The sequence below is a fragment of the Stenotrophomonas sp. JC08 genome, assembly GCF_052180205.1.
GTDB lineage: Bacteria > Pseudomonadota > Gammaproteobacteria > Xanthomonadales > Xanthomonadaceae > Stenotrophomonas.
In genome coordinates this window covers 1259568-1275564 of record NZ_CP197473.1, presented here as the reverse complement: position 1 = coordinate 1275564, position 15997 = coordinate 1259568, and the positions used below count along the sequence as shown (strand labels likewise).

The following is a 15997-nucleotide window of genomic DNA, read 5'->3' as shown; positions in this document are numbered from 1 at the left end:
TCAGAAGCGGCCTTCCTGGTAGTCGATGAAGGCCTGCATCAGTTCCTCACGGGTATTCATCACGAACGGCCCATGACGGGCGACCGGCTCGCGCAACGGCCGGCCGGCGACCAGGATCAAGCGGGCCTCCTGCGCTCCGGCCTGCAACCGCAGCTGGCGACCACCGCCGAGTACGGCCAGCTCACTCTGCGCCACCGCGCGCGCACTCTCGCCCTCGCCCACTGCCACGCCGCCTTCGAACACATAGGCGAACGCGTTGTGCCCGGCCGGCAGCGTGTACCGCCAATGGCTGCCAGCGGCCAAGGTGATATCCAGATACAGCGGATCGGTCGCCGGCTGCACGATCGGGCCGCTGATGTCACCGACGCTGCCGGCGATGACTTTGACACTCACGCCCTCGGCGGGTTCGACCTGCGGAATGCGCTCGGGCGCGAACTCCTGGTAGCGCGGATCGGTCATCTTCTCGCGCGCCGGCAGGTTCACCCACAGCTGGAAGCCGCGCATGCGCCCGGACTCCTGTTCGGGCATCTCCGAATGCACCAGCCCGCGCCCGGCGGTCATCCACTGCACACTGCCCGGGGTCAGCAGGCCCTCGTTGCCGTGGTTGTCCTTGTGCCGCATGCGGCCATCGAGCATGTAGGTGACCGTTTCAAAGCCGCGATGCGGATGGTCGGGGAAGCCGGCCAGATAGTCTTCCGGCCTGTCGGTGCCGAACTCGTCCAGCATCAGGAACGGATCCAGCTCCGGCAACGACGGCGTGCCGATCACCCAGGTCAGGCGCACACCGGCGCCATCGGAAGCGGGCATGCCGCCGATGATGCGGACCACATGGGCCGGGGTTGCAGTGCTCATGTTCAGGCTCCTGGAAAGATGTCCAGACAATGGCGGCTGCCGGCGCCCATGCCAACAGCGCTCCCCGCAACCGTTTGTTCCAGCCATCGATATGGACGGCAGCGGATGCAGCCGCCCCACCGGTCACCCTGCGGGCCCGGGCCTGCTCCCCGCCAGCGGGTTGGTCCATAAACGGGAAGCAGGCCACCGGCGCTTCCGGGAAGCGGCCCGGCACAGATGACCGCAATCTCCCCGCCCACGGTTCATGTACAGGTCGTTGTGTGATCACCATCGCCACCCGCCCACCAAACTGCCGCGCCCTTGACCCACGTCAAGGCGGGGGTGTGGGCACCGACGCAGACTGCCCGCATGACAACCGAAGCCACGCCCTCACCCCGTCTTTCTCCCGCCTGGTTGGCCCATGCCCCGCACCGGCTGATGTTCTTCGTCGGCGCCGGCAACGTGCTGCTGGCGATGCTGTGGTGGGCGCTGTGGCTGGCCGCCACCCGCTGGGGAGCATGGACGATGCCGGAGCTGGCGGTTCCCGCCGGCTGGCTGCATGCCTTCCTGATGCAGTACCTGGTGCTGCCCAGCTTCATCTTCGGCTTCCTGCTGACCGTGTTTCCCCGCTGGATGGGCCTGCCCGACCTGCTGCGCTGGCACTACCTGCCGGTGGGCGTGGGCTTGATGGGAGGGCAACTGGCGATCCTGCTGGGCGCGGCCGGCTGGCAGGCCGGACTGACCGTGGGCCTGTGGATGGCGCTGGCCGGCTGGACCTCGGCACTGTTCACACTGGGCCGGCTGCTGGCCGATGAGAAGGGCAAGACTTGGCATGCACGCTCCTGCTACGCCGGGCTGGTGCTGGGCTGGCTGGGCCTGGTGCTGTTCATCGCCTTTGTGCTCGGCGCCGCACCCGGCTGGGCCTTTGCCAGCATCAAGCTGGGGGGCTTCGGCCTGCTGCTGCCGGTGTACGTGACCGTCGCACACCGCATGTTCCCGTTTTTCGCCGGCAACACCGTGCCGGGCTATCGGCCGTGGCGGCCCTTGCCGTGGCTGGGCGCGGTATGGGGGCTGCTGCTGCTGCACCTGGGGCTGGAGCTGGTGCATGGCTACGCATGGCTGTGGCTGGCCGACGTGCCGCTGCTGGCATTGACCGGCTGGGCGGTCTGGCGCTGGTGGCCGCGGGGGCGGATGCCCGGACTGCTGGCGGTGCTGTTCATCGGCACCCTCTGGCTACCCGTCACCTTCGCGCTGTATCTGCTGCAGAGCACGGTCTACCTGGCCAGCGGCGAATTCATCCTCGGGCGCGCGCCGATGCATGCCTTGTTCATCGGCTTTTTCGGCAGCCTGCTGGTGGCGATGGTGACGCGGGTGACACAGGGCCATTCCGGGCGGCCGCTGATGATGCCGAAGGTGGCATGGTTCGCCTTCGTCCTGCTGCAGATCGTCGCGGTGGTACGCATCATCGCCGACATCGCCCCGGACACGATGGCCTGGCAGGCCGTCGCCGCGATCGGCTGGCTGCTGGCATTGGCACCGTGGGTAGTGCGGATCGGTCGCATCTATCTGGCACCGCGTGCCGATGGGCGACCGGGCTGAGCGATGCCCGGTTGCTCCCGTTCCGCCATCGCACACGGCCGGCCCGTCACCTTCCGCGCAGGCCACGGCTCATGAGCGACGCTATCCCCCACGCCACCGTGCACCTGCTGGACCTGCGCGATCTGCCACCGCCGCAGCCGATGGAGCGGATTCTCGCCCGCCTCGACAGGTTGCAGCCCGGTGAGCGACTGCTGGCATTGACTCCTTTCTACCCGGTACCACTGCTGCCGCTGCTGGCGCAGAGCGGCTTTGCCTACGATGCGCAGGCGGCCGGCGATGGTGCGCGTCTGGTGATCTGCCACGACACGGATCGACACCTGCTTGGGGCCCCGCTCCCTCCATGAGCGGCCTGGCCTTCGCACAGGCGCCGCCGCCGTGGCATCCGCTGCGTCTCCTGGTCAGCGCGCTGGTCTGGGGGGCATTGGCCGGGGTGTGGCTGCTGCTGGAAGGCGCCCCGCTGCTGCATTCGGTGCATGCACCGGCCACCATCGCGCTGGCGCACGTCTTCGCGCTGGGCGTGCTCGGCAACGCGATGCTCGGCAGCCTGGTGCAGTTCCTGCCGGTTGCGGCTGGCAGCCCGTTGCCGCTGGCCACCGCTGTGCCGTTGCTGCATGTCACCTTCAACCTCGGTGTGGCCCTGCTGTTGCCAGCCATCGCTTGGGGTGCGGCGGTCTGCGGACTGTTTGCCGCGCCGTTGCTGCTGCTCACGCTGGCGTTGTTCGCAGCCCTGGTGCTGGTGGCGGTGGTGCGTGGCGCCGGCAGCCGCAGCGTACGCGCCGGTATCGGACTGGCAGCCACCGCCCTGCTGATCACCATCGGGCTGGGTACGGCCCTGCTGGCGGCACGGCTGGGCTGGATCGCGCCATTCGCACGGCCGCTGACCGGCCTGCATGCCAGCTTCGGCCTGCTCGGCTGGGTACTCGGGCTGCTGGCGGCCGTCGGCACCGTGGTGGTGCCGATGCTGCAGGGCACCCGCACCCTGTCCAGCCGCGGGCAGTGGACCTGGCTGGGCCTGCTCACCGGCATACTGCTGGCCATGGCCCTGCTGGAAATCGTGGGGCCTGCATCGCCGGCATGGCTGCCGTGGGTACTGGCCGCGCTGCCGCTGCTGCTGTTCGCCACCACGATGATCATCCTGCAACGGCATGCGCCCCACCGCCGCGGGCCGGTGCTGCGCCGCTTCTGGGCACTGGGCGCGCTGGCACTGGGTAGCACGCTGCCGGTACTGCTGTGGCACGGGCAGGCACTGCTGGCCGGCGTGCTGGTGCTGGCTGTGGGCTTTCCGGCGCTGGTGCTGGGAATGCTGATGGAGATCACCGGCTTCCTGGCCTGGATCGAACTGCGCCGGCGCGCACCACGCGGCACCCGCGTACCTGGCGTCGGCAGTCTCTTCGAGGAACAGTCCAAGCGCCGCGCATGGTGGCTGCACACCATCGCCGCGCTGGCGTTGGCTGGCGCCTGCGTACTGCCCGTGCTGGCACGGCCTGCGGGCCTGCTGGTGCTGCTGGCCTGGCTTTACACCCTGTTTGCGCTGGGTCGTTGCTGGCACTCGGCGATGCACTGGCTGCCCGCTGCAGCCTCGCGCTAAGCAGATGCCGAGCACGTCTGCTGCCCTGCAGCAGACACCGGTTTGACTTTAATCAGGCAGGCGGCATTCACCGCCGTTTCGCGGCCCTGAATTGATCCTGATCAACGCTGCATGGGCGCCCTTTCCAAAAAATGGACCCATCGGCCCAACGGCCATTCACGGGAAGGTCTCATGAAGCGCTCGCAACACCCCCTCATCGCCTGTGCCCTGGCTGGCGCCATCGCCGCCGCTTTCGCCGGGAACGCATTCGCCGCCAAGAAGCCGGCTGCCGAAGCGCCGCTGGAAACGATCCAGGCCGTACTGACGGCACCGCCGTTCGCACCGCCGCCGATCACGCGCAAGACGCCGGCCCACGTGGTCGTCGATCTGGAAATGGTCGAGAAGGACATGCGCATGGCCGATGGCGTGAGCTACAACTTCTGGACCTTCGGCGGCACGGTGCCGGGCAGCTTCATCCGCGTGCGCGAGGGTGACACGGTCGAGTTCAAGCTGAAGAACCACCACAGCTCGCACTTCTCCCACAACATCGACCTGCATGCGGTCACGGGCACGGGCGGTGGCGCCGAAGCCACGTTCACGCTGCCGGGCAAGGAAACGCAGTTCACCTTCAAGACGCTCAATCCGGGCCTGTACATCTACCACTGCGCCATGGCGCCGGTGGGCCAGCACATCGCCAACGGCATGTATGGCCTGATCCTGGTCGAGCCGAAGGATGGCCTGCCGCCGGTGGACAAGGAGTTCTACGTGGTACAGGGCGACTTCTACACCGAAGGTGCGCACGGCGAGCCGGGGCTGCAGCCTTTCAGCCTGGAAAAGGCCATCGACGAGCATCCCACGTATGTGGTGTTCAACGGTTCGGTCGATGCCCTGCAGGGTGACAACGCGCTCACGGCCAAGGCCGGTGAAACGATCCGCATGTTCGTCGGCAACGGTGGCCCCAACCTGGTGTCGAGCTTCCACGTCATCGGCGAGATCTTCGACAAGGTCTATACCGAAGGTGGCACGAAGTACCAGGAGAACGTGCAGACGACGCTGATCCCGGCGGGCGGTGCGACGATGGTCGAGTTCAAGGCCGACGTACCGGGCAACTTCGTGCTGGTGGACCACAGCATCTTCCGCACGTTCCACAAGGGCTCGCTGGGCATCCTCAAGGTCGAGGGTGAGGAGAATCCGGAGATCTACACCGGCCAGCAGCACGACATCGACTATCCGGAAGGCGAGCCGCAGGGCAGCCAGTACAAGTAAGCGAGGCACGCACGCATGCAACGGAAGCTTTTCCTGATGCTGTTCCTGGCACCGGCTGCGGCCGGTGCCGTGGAGGCCGATGCGGATTACCGCGACATTTCCGGCGGGCAGTTCCGTTCTTCCGTGCGCTTCGAGGAAACGTCCGCCACGCAGGAAGTGGCGGACTTCTCACTGATGGCACGCCCGGTCAGCAACGCCCAGTTCGCCGCCTTTCTCGCAACCCATCCGCAGTGGCGGCGCGACCGGGTACCGGCGGTGTTCTCCAGCCCCGGCTATCTGGGTCATTGGGCCCAGGCCGACACACCCGGTGACCGGCTCGATCCGCAGGCACCGGTGACCCATGTGAACTGGTACGCGGCCGACGCCTACTGCCGCTCCCAGCAGGCGCGCCTGCCGCGCTTCATCGAATGGGAATATGCGGCCGCCGCCGATGCCACCCGCCACGATGCACGCAGTGATCGCGCCTGGCGCATGCGCCAGGTCAGTGACGGCACCCCGCATGCCGTCGATGCCGCCACCGATGCACCGGCCAACGCCTATGGCCTGTATGGCATGCACGGCGCCCATTGGGAATGGAGCGAGGATTTCGCCTCGATGATGGCCGGCAGCGACAGCCGCGGCCAGGAGGACGGCGATGCCCTGCGCTATTGCGGCGCCAGCGCCATGGCCTTCAACGATCCCGGCGACTACGCCGTGGTCAAGCGTTTCGTACTGCTTTCCGCCCTTCAGCCCGGGGCCACTCTGGGCAACCTCGGTTTCCGCTGCGCAAGGAGCCAGCCATGAACAAACCTGCCGCACTTCTCCTCCTGGGCTTGGCCTTGGGCATCGCACCGGCGACCCACGCCAGTGATGCTCCGGCTGCAGACCCCGCCGCCCTGCCCGGCCAATCGCTGTACCACCTGCCGATAGCCCTCACCGATCAACATGGTCAGACCGTGGAATGGGCCTCGCTGCGCGGCCGTCCACAACTGGTGTCGATGTTCTACGGCAACTGCCACCTGATGTGCCCACTGATCCTGGAGAACGCCAAGGCCGTGCAGAAACAGCTGCCGGCCGAGCAGCACAAGCAGCTGCAGGTGACCATGCTCACCCTGGATCCGGTGCGCGACACGCCTGCGGCACTGGCGGAGGTCGCACAACGCCATCGTGTCCCCGACGAATGGCTTTTCCTGCGCCCGGCCGAAGACGAGGTGCGCGCCATCGCCAACCTGCTGGAAGTCCGCTACCGCTTCCGTGAGGATGGCAGCATCAACCACACCAGCGTGCTGGTGCTGCTCGATGCCGAGGGCCGCGTCCGCGCCCGCAGCGAAGTCGAAGGCATCGCACCCGATCCAAAACTGGTTGCCAGCATCCAGGCCGTACTTTCCGAGCCATGAGTAGCCCCCGCTTCCGGCGCCAACACACTGCCGCCCAGGGACGGGCACCGGCCCACACGGGCGTCCGGCGCAGGAAGCAACAAGCTTCATGATTGCCGGCTCGCTAAATTTCCCCTTGGCGCAGCCGGCAAACGCGCGCTAGAATTTCATCGTCGTATGGGGCGGTAGCTCAGCTGGGAGAGCGTCGCGTTCGCAATGCGAAGGTCGGGAGTTCGATCCTCCTCCGCTCCACCATATGCCTGCAGAAGAGCCGCATCGGAAGATGCGGCTCTTCTCTTCTGGAGACATCCGCCTTCGACGGATTCTCCCAGCAGCGACAGGCAGCGCTTCAGATGCACCGGTTTGCCAAGGCCTGCGCGTGAATTCCACTTTGCATGAGAAATTTCATGGAATTCACTTGCCTAAACCGGAATGCCTACGTAATATACGCGTCCTCGCCGACGGGAACGTCGCCGAAAACAAAGTGGCCGAGTAGCTCAGTTGGTAGAGCAGGGGATTGAAAATCCCCGTGTCGGCGGTTCGATTCCGTCCTCGGCCACCACAAGATTCAAGAGCCTGCAGCGATGCAGGCTCTTTTCTTTTGTCTCAACGAAAAGCTCGTTGCCGCTCCATTGCCGTTCGTGCGGAACTCAGGCCATCGTTGCCATTTCCATATGCATCAGGCAGCTATGGGCTTCGCATCAGCGGGTATCGCCAGCACGACTTGCACCCACGCGATCACCTCAGTCCATACCGCGATGGCGAGCGATACCTCGCACTGTCGCAGGAACTTGGCGGCCTCCATCATTGCGTAGATAGCGCTATGGCTCAGACCCGTGGCGCGCTTGACCTCCGACTGCCGCAGCAGGCGCGGCATGATGTCGAGGTTGATAGGGGCGGCGGTGCTCTGGTCGATCATGCTCTGTTCCTTCCTGGCAGGTCATCGCGTGATACCCGTTGCACCACGTTCCATCATTGACAGCCAGCATCGACATTGGCAGCCCCAGGCTCCGAGCCGATCCGCATCCGCTATACCGAACCGGAGCGGACCTATGGCCTGGCATTCATTCCACCGGCCGGCAAAGACTGGAAAGCGGAGAAATGGGGCAGCGGAAACGTCAGGGTCGACTGGAATGCCGGCTCGACCACCAACACCAAGACGATCGAGGCCTATATGACCCGGCCGGATGGCCCGGCCACGCCGATCTCCGGCTATATCGAGAACGTCAGGCGCAGGATCGAAGGGGACTTTTCAAACAGCCCGCTGGTCAGTATCGACAGCCTGCAGATAGGCGAATATCCGGCTGACAGGCGCTGCGTCCGGATCCACCTGCGGCTGCAGCTGAAAGAACCCGCCGCCGATGGACAGCAGCAGTGGACCGAGCAGTACACCTTGTCCTGCGGCTCGCTGCAGTACGCCGATGTCGGCTACGAGCTGCGCTACTTCCACCGCTATGTCGATGCCAACCGCGATCCCCAACTGGAAGCCAAGGCCGACAAAGTGCTGGGCAGCATGGTGATCGAGGAACCCGCCCAACCGAGGTGATTGAAAAGCCTCAGTGTGGGTTGACCTTGCCAATGCAGAACCGTGTCTTTCTTCCTGGGCCGGGGTGATGGCGCCCACCCGCCATTGCAGGTTCACCTGTCCACTTTCCGATGGAGTCTGCAAAGAGAAAGACCGGGGCCATACGAAGGGCTCATAAAGGCGCCCTTCCCTGCTCTGCAGCAACCCACCGGCCAATGGCGGACATTGAGTGTGGAGTCAGCTGCTATGCAGCCCGCCGTTGGCGATCCCACTGGCAACCACTTGTCCGGTCACTTCTGGAAACACGGATGCCTTGCGGTGCGTACCACATTCTTTCTGCTCGCCCTCGCGCCTGCATCCATTGGCAAGGATCAAAGCAACAAGGGCGATGCTCACATGCGGCTTGCGTGTTTTCTCGAGCCACAAAATACTCAGGCCACGACAATGCGTGGCCTGAGTGCTTGTAAATCCTGGCGCCCGAAGTTGGACTCGAACCAACGACCCCCTGATTAACAGTCAAGTGCTCTAACCGGCTGAGCTATTCGGGCGGGGATGCGTATTCTATAGGGTATTCACGCACGATGGTAGGGGTGATTGGCGATCATCGCTGCTGCGCGATACAGCTGTTCGGCCACCACCAGCCGTACCAGCATATGCGGCAAAGTCAGCGGGCCCAGCGACCACTTTTCATCGGCTACCGCTGAAACCTCGGCGGCGTGTCCTTCCGGCCCACCGATCAGGAAGGCCAGGTCGCGGCCCTGCGTACGCCAGTGCTCCAGCCGCTGCGAGAGCTGTTCCGAGCTCAACTGCCGGCCCGGCACGTCCAGCGCCACCACATGCGGATTCCTTGGCAGCGCCGCCAACACGCGCCGCCCTTCCTCTTCGATCGCACGCTTCGGATCACGCCCCTTGCCACGCAGTCCCGGCTCGATCTCGACCAGCTCCAGTGGCAGCCAGTGCGAGAGCCGCTTCTGGTACTCGGCAAAGCCTTGCGCCACCCAGGACGGCGCGCGCTCACCGGTCGCGATCAATCTGGCTTTCATCGGCCATGGCCTCCCGTATCAAAGTCGTTTCCTGCAAACACGAACGGCGCCCTGCGGCGCCGTCGCGTCGATACCTGCCGCCGGATCAGTTTCCGGCGTGGCTTTCGTTGTCGCTTTCCTCGTCCTGCGTGGCAGCGGCCGGCGACTGGTCGCCCGCCATCCACAGGCGCTCCAGCGCATAGAACTCGCGCACGCGCGGCAGCATGACGTGGACGATCACGTCGCCCAGATCCACCAGCACCCACTCGGCCTCGCGCTCGCCTTCCACACCCAGCGGCATGACGCCCAGTTCCTTGGCAAAGCGCACGACTTCATCGCCAATGGATTTCACGTGGCGGGTGGAGGTGCCGGAGACGACGACCAGGTAGTCGGCGACGCTGGAACGACCACGGACATCGATCTCGACCGCGTCCTTGGCCTTCATTTCTTCCAGCGCCGAATGCACGCAGGCGAGCAATGCCGGAACGGAAGGCGGCGGGCTGGGCAGGTGGGTCTTGATGACTTGGGCTTCGGTGGTCAAAGCGGCATAACTCGATAAATAGGACGGTGATTATAGTGAACCCGGCTGCTGCCGGCATTCACGGCGATACATGGCATCCGTACAGGCCGTTTTCAATGATGAAGGCCGCCACCGGCTCCGGCACCTGCGACTGCCAGGGGCCACCGCTGGCGATCATCTGCCGTACCGCCGTTGCCGAACCGGCGTGCAACGGCTGCCGCAGGCGCAACACCCTGCCAGCCGCTGCCGCATCCAGCTCCGCTGCCGAGGATGCCCATGCACCATGCAGATGCGCGGCCAGCAGCGGCGGCAACTGGCCACCATCAAGCGCGCTGCCCGGGCGCTCGGCCACCACGATGTGCGCCAGATCGAGCAGGTGCTCCCACTCATGCCAGCCCGGCAGGCCCAGCAGGCTGTCGGCGCCCATCAGCAGCGCCACCGGCACCTGCATGCCGATCTCCGCACGGATCTGCCGCAGCGTGTCGATCGTCCACGACGGCCTTCCCGGCTGCCACTGTGCACGACGCAGCTCGCGCAGATCCACCTGCAGGCCCGGCTCACCGGCGATAGCCAGTTGCAGCATGGCCGCACGCTGGCCGGCATCGGCCCCCGGGGGTGCGCGATGCGGCGGGTCGGCCGCCAGCACCAGCCGGACAGGCACCGCCAGTTCATCGCGGGCGCTGCGGGCGATCGCCAAGTGGCCGTGATGGACCGGATCGAAAGTGCCGCCATAGAACAACTGCAGCGATGCTCCGGTTTCGCGCACGTCCACCTCAGCGTGCGCCACGCACCAGCAGGCGTATCGCTCCCGCCTCGGCCAGTGCGATCAACAGCCGCTCCAGCGCGCGCCAAGGATCACCCTCCGCCCGCCCCTTGGCCATGCGGTCGACCTGCGAGGCTTCGGCAACGAAGCGCTCCCAGCGCCGCGGATCCGGATGCCGCTGCAGTGCGCGCTTGAACGGCGCCTGCCGTGATTCCCAGATACCTTTGCTTTTCATCTCGGCGGCCAGATTGCCACCGGCGGCATTGACCCGCGCCAGTCCCGCTGTCAGCAGCAGCTCGCGGATCAGGATCGGCATCAGTGCCGCCACGGCCTCTCCTTCGGCGCGCAGACCGGCGAGCATGCGCAGCACCGCCTGCGGCTGGCCGGAGAATGCCGCCTCGCTCAGCCGGAAAACGTCATAGCGGGCAGCATCGGCCACCAGCGCTTCCATTGTTGCCACGTCCAGCACCTGGCCATCGGCAAGCAGTGCCAGCTTGTCGACCTCCTGCGCGGCGGCCAGCAGGTTGCCCTCCACCCGCTCGACCAGCCGCTGCACCGCTGCCGGTTCCGCACGCAGACCCTTGCCGCGCAGGCGCCGCTCGATCCAGTCGGCCAGCTCGTGGGGCTTGATTGCCCAGGCCACCGACAGCACGCCTGCACGCGCCACCGCATCGGCCCATTTGCCCTGGTGGGCCTTGCTCCACTCGCCGGCGGTGATCAGCAGCACCACATCGGTGGGCGGCTGCGCGCAGAAATCACTGATGACCTGCGCGCCCTCTTTGCCCGGCTTGCCGGTAGGCAAGCGCAGTTCGACCAGCCGGCGACTGCTGAACAGACTTGGCGCGTTGAAACTGGAGGCCAACTGCGCCCAGTCGAAATCGCGGCCATCGGCATCGAACACTTCCCGCTCGCCAATACCCTCGGCACGTGCCCGTGCGCGCACCGCATCGGCGGCCTCGAGTACCCGCAGCAGTTCCGGTCCGGCGATCAGGTAGACCGGCGCCAACGGCTGCGATGCCAGCTGGCTGGCAAGCTGCTCAGGACGCAGTTCCATCTAGCCGCGCTCCTGCCGGAATCCAACGGGTGCAGACACGGCCTCAGCCAGCGCCATTGCCGTCATCGGCCGGCTTTTCCTGCGTCCGGGCACGGATCACGCTGTCGATCCGGCGCAGGATCGAGGCCGACATCTCACGGCGCAACTCGTCGGCGAGGATCTCGCGCTCGGTGGCGGTACCGGTGACATCGGTCGGCTGTGAAACGTAATCGCGGGAAATTTCGATCACCTGCTCGGGCACCAGCACGCTGCCATCGGGATGGGTGAAACTGAAGATCACCGCATAGCGCAGGCTGTATTCCTGCGCACGCCCGCTTCCATCGATCGCGATCGGCAGGTCTCCCCAGCGCTCGGAACGGATCTGCAGCCGTGCGAAAGATTCCTTGCCTGCCGCAGCAGGCACATCGTCCTCGACAATGCTCGCACCGGAAGCCCGCAGGCCGCGATTCAGGAGTTTCACCAGCTCGCTGTAGCGCACCGCTGAATCGACCTTCACCGCCGGGGTGTCTTCCGGCAGAGTGAGCGTATTGCGCAGGTGGAAGCCGCAGGCCGACAGGCTCACGGCAAGGAACAGGGGGATCAGGTATCGGGTCATGGACACAGTCTGGCGGAGCCGGCTGGGAGCGGCAACAGAAAACGGCCCGCATCATCGCCCATCGGGTGTGAGCGGGGATGAAACCACATCGCCGGTTCAGCTGTTCCGAAACGCGCACCGTGCGTGCGGTGGCAACGCGCAGCCGGATCAGACGCCCATATGCACCGTCCGCATAGCACTCGCATAAAAACCTGTTGCGTACCCCAGCCCCAAAACCGGGGGCGATCCGCGCGTAGCGCGGATGAAAGCTCAAGGCGCGGCCCCCCAAGTTCCACAAGCGAAACTTGGGGGGGGATCCACCACAGGCGGATCAACCCGCCACGATGTTGACGATCTTGCCGGGGACGATGATGACCTTGCGGATCTCCTTGCCGTCCAGGAACTTGGCGGTGTTCGGCTCTTCCTTGGCGCGGGCCTCGACCTGCTCGCGGCTGGCATCGGCAGCCACTTCGATGGTGCCGCGCAGCTTGCCGTTGACCTGCACCGCCAGGATCAGCGAATCCTTGACCAGCGCGGTGCTGTCCACCTGCGGGAACGGCCGGTCTTCCAGCAGCGCTTCGGCATTGCCCAGCACCTGCCACATCACATGGCAGGCATGCGGGGTGATCGGGTTGAGCAGCAGCACCACCGCCTGCAACGCTTCCTGGCGCACCGCGCGGCCCTGCGCGCTGGCGTCGTCGAACTTCGCCAGGCTGTTGAGCAGTTCCATCACCGCGGCGATGGCGGTGTTGAACGCATGGCGGCGGTCATAGTCGTCGCCGACCTTGCCGATGGTCTCGTGGGTCTTGCGGCGCATGGCCTTCTGCCCGGCATCGAGCGCGGCGACATCCAGCGCCGGCGCACTGCCGCCTTCGGCATGCTTGTGCACCATCGCCCACAGCCGGCGCAGGAAGCGTGCCATGCCGTCGACACCGGCCTCGTTCCACTCCAGCGACTGTTCCGGCGGCGCGGCGAACATCGAGAACAGGCGCACGGTGTCGGCACCGTACTTGCCCACCATGGTCTGCGGGTCGACGCCGTTGTTCTTGGACTTGGACATCTTCTCGGTGCCGCCGATCACCACCGGCTGGCCATCGGCACGCAGGGTGGCACCGGTGATGCGGCCACGCTCGTCGCGTACCACATCCACGTCGGCGGGATTGAACCAGTCCTTGCCGCCGTTGGGCAGCTCGCGATAGAAGGTCTCGGCGATCACCATGCCCTGGGTCAGCAGATTGGTGGCCGGCTCGTTGCTGTCCACCATCCGCGCATCACGCAGCAGCTTGTGGAAGAAACGGAAGTACATCAGGTGCAGGATGGCGTGCTCGATGCCGCCGATGTACTGGTCCACCGGCAGCCAGTGGTTGCCGCGCTTGTCGACCATGTCGCGCGCACCCGGCGAGGTGTAGCGGGCGTAGTACCAGCTGGACTCCATGAAGGTGTCGAAGGTGTCGGTTTCGCGCTCGGCGGCGCCGCCACATTCCGGGCAGGTGGTCTTGCGCCATTCCGGATCGGCCTTGATCGGCGAACCGGTGCCCAGCAGGGTCACATCTTCCGGCAGCACCACCGGCAACTGGTCTTCCGGCACCGGCACCGCGCCGCAGCTGTCGCAGTAGATCACCGGAATCGGGCAGCCCCAGTAGCGCTGGCGGCTGACGCCCCAGTCGCGCAGACGGTAGTTGACCCGGCGCTGGCCCTGGCCCTTGCGCTCGAAACGCTCGGCCAGTGCCTCGAACGCGCCCTGGAAATCCAGCCCGTCGAACTCGGCCGAATTGACCAGTTCGGTTTCGCGGCTCTTGTCGCCGTACCAGTCCTGCCAGCGGGTCGGATCGTAATTGCGCTCGTCATCGTTCTTCGGCGACTTCAGCGCGATGACCTGCAGCTTCGGCAGGTTGTACTTGCCGGCGAACTCGAAATCGCGCTGGTCATGGCCGGGCACGGCCATCACCGCACCGGTGCCGTAACCCATGAGCACAAAGTTGGCGACCCAGATCGGCACCTGCTCGCCACTGACCGGATGGATGGCCTTCAGACCGGTATCCATGCCGCGCTTTTCCTGGGTTTCCAGGTCGACCTCGGAAACACTGCCCTGCTTCAGCTCGGCCAGCATGGCGGCCAGCTGCGGGTTTTTCCTGGCCGCGTGCATGGCCAGCGGATGCTCGCCGGCGATGGAAACGAAGCTCACGCCCATCACCGTGTCTGGACGGGTGGTGAACACGCGCAGAGGATCCAGCGCGGTGCCATCCACGTCGCGCACGTCGAACTGGATTTCCAGGCCTTCGGAGCGGCCGATCCAGTTGCGCTGCATGGTCTTGACCGAATCCGGCCAGCCCGGCAGTTCATCCAGGCCGTCCAGCAGTTCCTGCGCGTAATCGGTGATGCGCAGGAACCACTGCGGGATCTCGCGCTTTTCCACCAGCGCACCGGAGCGCCAGCCACGGCCGTCGATGACCTGCTCGTTGGCCAGCACGGTGTTGTCGACCGGGTCCCAGTTCACCACCGAATTGCGGCGATAGGCCAAGCCCTTGCGCATCAGCCGGGTGAACATGCGCTGCTCGTGGACGTAGTAGTCCGGCGTGCAGGTAGCGAACTCGCGCGACCAGTCGATCGCATAGCCCAGCGACTTGAGCTGGCTGCGCATGTGGTCGATGTTGGCGTAGGTCCATTTCGCCGGCGCGGTCTGGTTCTTGATGGCGGCGTTCTCGGCCGGCAGGCCGAAGGCGTCCCACCCCATCGGCTGCAGCACGTTGTGGCCGGTCATGCGCTTGTAGCGGCTGATCACATCGCCAATGGTGTAGTTGCGCACATGCCCCATGTGCAACGCACCGGAGGGATACGGCAGCATCGACAGGCAGTAGTACTTGGGCTTGCTGGAGGTCTCATCGACCTCGAATGCCCGGGTGGCCTCCCAGAACTTCTGGGCGGCGGTTTCAACCTGCTGGGGATCGTAGATGACGGGTTCGACGCTGGACATGGCAACGGCTGCTGGCGACGGCAAAGCCGTAAAGAGTACCGCAGTGCAACAGACCACTCCAGCCGCCCGCTTTCCGGTGGTGCGGCTCCCTCCGGTTCAGAAGCCGCAAATCCCGGCTGCACCCGCGCGCAGCTGCCGATTCAGCGGCGGCCCCTGCCGCGCGGCAGCCACCACGGCAGCAGCGCCAGCCACACCGCCCAGGAAAGGAAAGCCAGCCGCTGCGCCAGCGCCGCAGGCAGCAGACCCGGCAGCACCAGTGCGCCCAGCAGTACCCCCAGCCCTGCCCCGAGGCAGGCCCATGCCACCACCTTCCAGCCCGGCAGCCGCCAACACCCCGCGCCCAGCAGCAGCGTGCCGGGTACGAAAGCGACAATCCACAACATCCACACCCCGGCATGCAGGCGGCTGGCCGGTCCATCGATGTCAGCGGTATCCAGCGGCAGCAGTCCCATCGCCACGAAGGCCAGGCCGGCCAGCAGCAGCATCTGTGCGGCCACCCGCGACCAGCGCGACGCCGCCTCCGGCAGGGTGCGCAGCAGTTGCACCGCCAACGCGACCGACACCGCCCCCGGCAGCAGCAACGCCAGCAGATTGAAGCCCTGCGCGCGCGGCACGCCAATGGCACCGAGCAGCGCCACCGGGTGCTGCAGCATCGCGTATCCCTCCAGCGCCACGCCAAAACCGAGCACCCCCACTACGTGCAGCGTCGCCGCGACCGTCGCCGCCCATCGCATCATTGCTTCCATCCAGATACCTGTTCCAGCCCCATCGAGAAATCCCGCCTACGTCCACTGGCCGCTTCCACGAACGTGCATGTCGTCCGGCCATCCACCACAACCGGCGGTGACGCCCTTCCCGTGCGATTACAACAGCCCGGGTGTCATCGCCGACAGCCGTACCGCACGACGGCGAGCGCGCCAGTACAGTGCACCAGCTCTCGCCACTTG

At 65.9% G+C, this 15997-nt stretch carries 17 protein-coding genes and 3 tRNA genes; 9 read left to right on the top strand and 11 right to left on the bottom strand.

Features of this window, described 5'->3' with window-relative positions:
• A complete protein-coding gene (locus ACSBPQ_RS05830) occupies window positions 1–852 on the bottom strand; it encodes a pirin family protein (RefSeq protein WP_442684093.1) in 852 nt (283 codons plus the stop codon).
• Window positions 853–1200: 348 nt separating this feature from the next.
• On the opposite strand from ACSBPQ_RS05830, the gene ACSBPQ_RS05825 reads away from it, so the two are divergent.
• From ACSBPQ_RS05825 to ACSBPQ_RS05790, 8 genes are all read left to right on the top strand, one after another.
• The gene (locus ACSBPQ_RS05825; RefSeq protein ID WP_442684092.1) at window positions 1201–2430 is read left to right on the top strand and encodes an NnrS family protein; all 1230 of its coding nucleotides are present in this window, start codon (window positions 1201–1203) and stop codon (window positions 2428–2430) included.
• 71 nt (window positions 2431–2501) lie between these two features.
• A complete protein-coding gene (locus ACSBPQ_RS05820; RefSeq protein WP_442684091.1) occupies window positions 2502–2774 on the top strand; it encodes a DUF2249 domain-containing protein in 273 nt (90 codons plus the stop codon).
• Window positions 2771–4018 carry a hypothetical protein gene (locus ACSBPQ_RS05815; protein WP_442684090.1) on the top strand — a complete coding sequence of 416 codons (1248 nt, stop codon included), beginning with the start codon at window positions 2771–2773 and terminating at the stop codon, window positions 4016–4018. The genes ACSBPQ_RS05820 and ACSBPQ_RS05815 overlap by 4 nt, the downstream gene beginning before the upstream one ends.
• Before the next feature lie 171 nt (window positions 4019–4189).
• The gene (gene nirK / locus ACSBPQ_RS05810) at window positions 4190–5263 is read left to right on the top strand and encodes a copper-containing nitrite reductase (RefSeq protein ID WP_442684089.1); all 1074 of its coding nucleotides are present in this window, start codon (window positions 4190–4192) and stop codon (window positions 5261–5263) included.
• 15 nt (window positions 5264–5278) lie between these two features.
• On the top strand, window positions 5279–6046 hold the full coding sequence (locus tag ACSBPQ_RS05805; protein WP_442684088.1) for a formylglycine-generating enzyme family protein: 768 nt from the start codon (window positions 5279–5281) through the stop codon (window positions 6044–6046).
• Window positions 6043–6639, top strand: coding sequence for an SCO family protein (locus ACSBPQ_RS05800; RefSeq protein WP_442684087.1), 597 nt, complete (start codon window positions 6043–6045; stop codon window positions 6637–6639). The genes ACSBPQ_RS05805 and ACSBPQ_RS05800 overlap by 4 nt, the downstream gene beginning before the upstream one ends.
• Before the next feature lie 158 nt (window positions 6640–6797).
• Window positions 6798–6873, top strand: a tRNA-Ala gene (locus ACSBPQ_RS05795).
• A gap of 231 nt (window positions 6874–7104) precedes the next feature.
• Window positions 7105–7180, top strand: a tRNA-Phe gene (locus tag ACSBPQ_RS05790).
• Between the two features lie 117 nt (window positions 7181–7297).
• Here the strand turns inward: ACSBPQ_RS05790 and ACSBPQ_RS05785 are convergent.
• Window positions 7298–7537, bottom strand: coding sequence for a helix-turn-helix transcriptional regulator (locus ACSBPQ_RS05785; RefSeq protein ID WP_442684086.1), 240 nt, complete (start codon window positions 7535–7537; stop codon window positions 7298–7300).
• Window positions 7538–7612: 75 nt separating this feature from the next.
• Here ACSBPQ_RS05785 and ACSBPQ_RS05780 point away from each other — a divergent pair, with 75 nt between their 5' ends.
• On the top strand, window positions 7613–8164 hold the full coding sequence (locus ACSBPQ_RS05780; RefSeq protein ID WP_442684085.1) for a hypothetical protein: 552 nt from the start codon (window positions 7613–7615) through the stop codon (window positions 8162–8164).
• Between the two features lie 216 nt (window positions 8165–8380).
• On the opposite strand, the gene ACSBPQ_RS05775 is transcribed toward ACSBPQ_RS05780, so the two are convergent.
• The 9 genes from ACSBPQ_RS05775 to ACSBPQ_RS05735 form a co-directional block, all read right to left on the bottom strand.
• Window positions 8381–8539: a hypothetical protein gene (locus ACSBPQ_RS05775; RefSeq protein ID WP_442684084.1), complete on the bottom strand. Its 159-nt coding sequence runs from the start codon at window positions 8537–8539 to the stop codon at window positions 8381–8383.
• Between the two features lie 75 nt (window positions 8540–8614).
• A tRNA-Asn gene (locus tag ACSBPQ_RS05770) sits at window positions 8615–8691 on the bottom strand.
• Window positions 8692–8715: 24 nt separating this feature from the next.
• Window positions 8716–9186, bottom strand: coding sequence for a 23S rRNA (pseudouridine(1915)-N(3))-methyltransferase RlmH (gene rlmH / locus ACSBPQ_RS05765; protein WP_442684083.1), 471 nt, complete (start codon window positions 9184–9186; stop codon window positions 8716–8718).
• Between the two features lie 85 nt (window positions 9187–9271).
• Complete coding sequence (gene rsfS, locus ACSBPQ_RS05760; protein WP_442684082.1) at window positions 9272–9706, bottom strand: ribosome silencing factor; 435 nt, start codon at window positions 9704–9706, stop codon at window positions 9272–9274.
• Between the two features lie 58 nt (window positions 9707–9764).
• Window positions 9765–10457 carry a nicotinate-nucleotide adenylyltransferase gene (gene nadD / locus ACSBPQ_RS05755; RefSeq protein WP_442684523.1) on the bottom strand — a complete coding sequence of 231 codons (693 nt, stop codon included), beginning with the start codon at window positions 10455–10457 and terminating at the stop codon, window positions 9765–9767.
• Window position 10458: 1 nt separating this feature from the next.
• Complete coding sequence (gene holA / locus ACSBPQ_RS05750; protein WP_442684081.1) at window positions 10459–11502, bottom strand: DNA polymerase III subunit delta; 1044 nt, start codon at window positions 11500–11502, stop codon at window positions 10459–10461.
• A 43-nt stretch (window positions 11503–11545) separates the two neighbouring features.
• Window positions 11546–12097 carry an LPS-assembly lipoprotein LptE gene (locus ACSBPQ_RS05745; protein ID WP_442684080.1) on the bottom strand — a complete coding sequence of 184 codons (552 nt, stop codon included), beginning with the start codon at window positions 12095–12097 and terminating at the stop codon, window positions 11546–11548.
• Window positions 12098–12407: 310 nt separating this feature from the next.
• A complete protein-coding gene (gene leuS, locus ACSBPQ_RS05740; protein WP_442684079.1) occupies window positions 12408–15050 on the bottom strand; it encodes a leucine--tRNA ligase in 2643 nt (880 codons plus the stop codon).
• Window positions 15051–15190: 140 nt separating this feature from the next.
• On the bottom strand, window positions 15191–15796 hold the full coding sequence (locus tag ACSBPQ_RS05735; protein ID WP_442684078.1) for a DUF998 domain-containing protein: 606 nt from the start codon (window positions 15794–15796) through the stop codon (window positions 15191–15193).
• Between the last annotated feature and the right edge of the window lie 201 nt (window positions 15797–15997).

What these genes read in the sequence shown, in the direction of transcription:
- ACSBPQ_RS05830 (WP_442684093.1), bottom strand. Translation starts at nt 852, where the DNA reads ATGAGCACTGCAACCCCGGCCCATGTGGTCCGCATCATCGGCGGCATG.
- ACSBPQ_RS05825 (WP_442684092.1), top strand. Translation starts at nt 1,201, where the DNA reads ATGACAACCGAAGCCACGCCCTCACCCCGTCTTTCTCCCGCCTGGTTG.
- ACSBPQ_RS05820 (WP_442684091.1), top strand. Translation starts at nt 2,502, where the DNA reads ATGAGCGACGCTATCCCCCACGCCACCGTGCACCTGCTGGACCTGCGC.
- ACSBPQ_RS05815 (WP_442684090.1), top strand. Translation starts at nt 2,771, where the DNA reads ATGAGCGGCCTGGCCTTCGCACAGGCGCCGCCGCCGTGGCATCCGCTG.
- nirK (WP_442684089.1), top strand. Translation starts at nt 4,190, where the DNA reads ATGAAGCGCTCGCAACACCCCCTCATCGCCTGTGCCCTGGCTGGCGCC.
- ACSBPQ_RS05805 (WP_442684088.1), top strand. Translation starts at nt 5,279, where the DNA reads ATGCAACGGAAGCTTTTCCTGATGCTGTTCCTGGCACCGGCTGCGGCC.
- ACSBPQ_RS05800 (WP_442684087.1), top strand. Translation starts at nt 6,043, where the DNA reads ATGAACAAACCTGCCGCACTTCTCCTCCTGGGCTTGGCCTTGGGCATC.
- ACSBPQ_RS05785 (WP_442684086.1), bottom strand. Translation starts at nt 7,537, where the DNA reads ATGATCGACCAGAGCACCGCCGCCCCTATCAACCTCGACATCATGCCG.
- rlmH (WP_442684083.1), bottom strand. Translation starts at nt 9,186, where the DNA reads ATGAAAGCCAGATTGATCGCGACCGGTGAGCGCGCGCCGTCCTGGGTG.
- holA (WP_442684081.1), bottom strand. Translation starts at nt 11,502, where the DNA reads ATGGAACTGCGTCCTGAGCAGCTTGCCAGCCAGCTGGCATCGCAGCCG.
- ACSBPQ_RS05745 (WP_442684080.1), bottom strand. Translation starts at nt 12,097, where the DNA reads ATGACCCGATACCTGATCCCCCTGTTCCTTGCCGTGAGCCTGTCGGCC.
- leuS (WP_442684079.1), bottom strand. Translation starts at nt 15,050, where the DNA reads ATGTCCAGCGTCGAACCCGTCATCTACGATCCCCAGCAGGTTGAAACC.
- ACSBPQ_RS05735 (WP_442684078.1), bottom strand. Translation starts at nt 15,796, where the DNA reads ATGGAAGCAATGATGCGATGGGCGGCGACGGTCGCGGCGACGCTGCAC.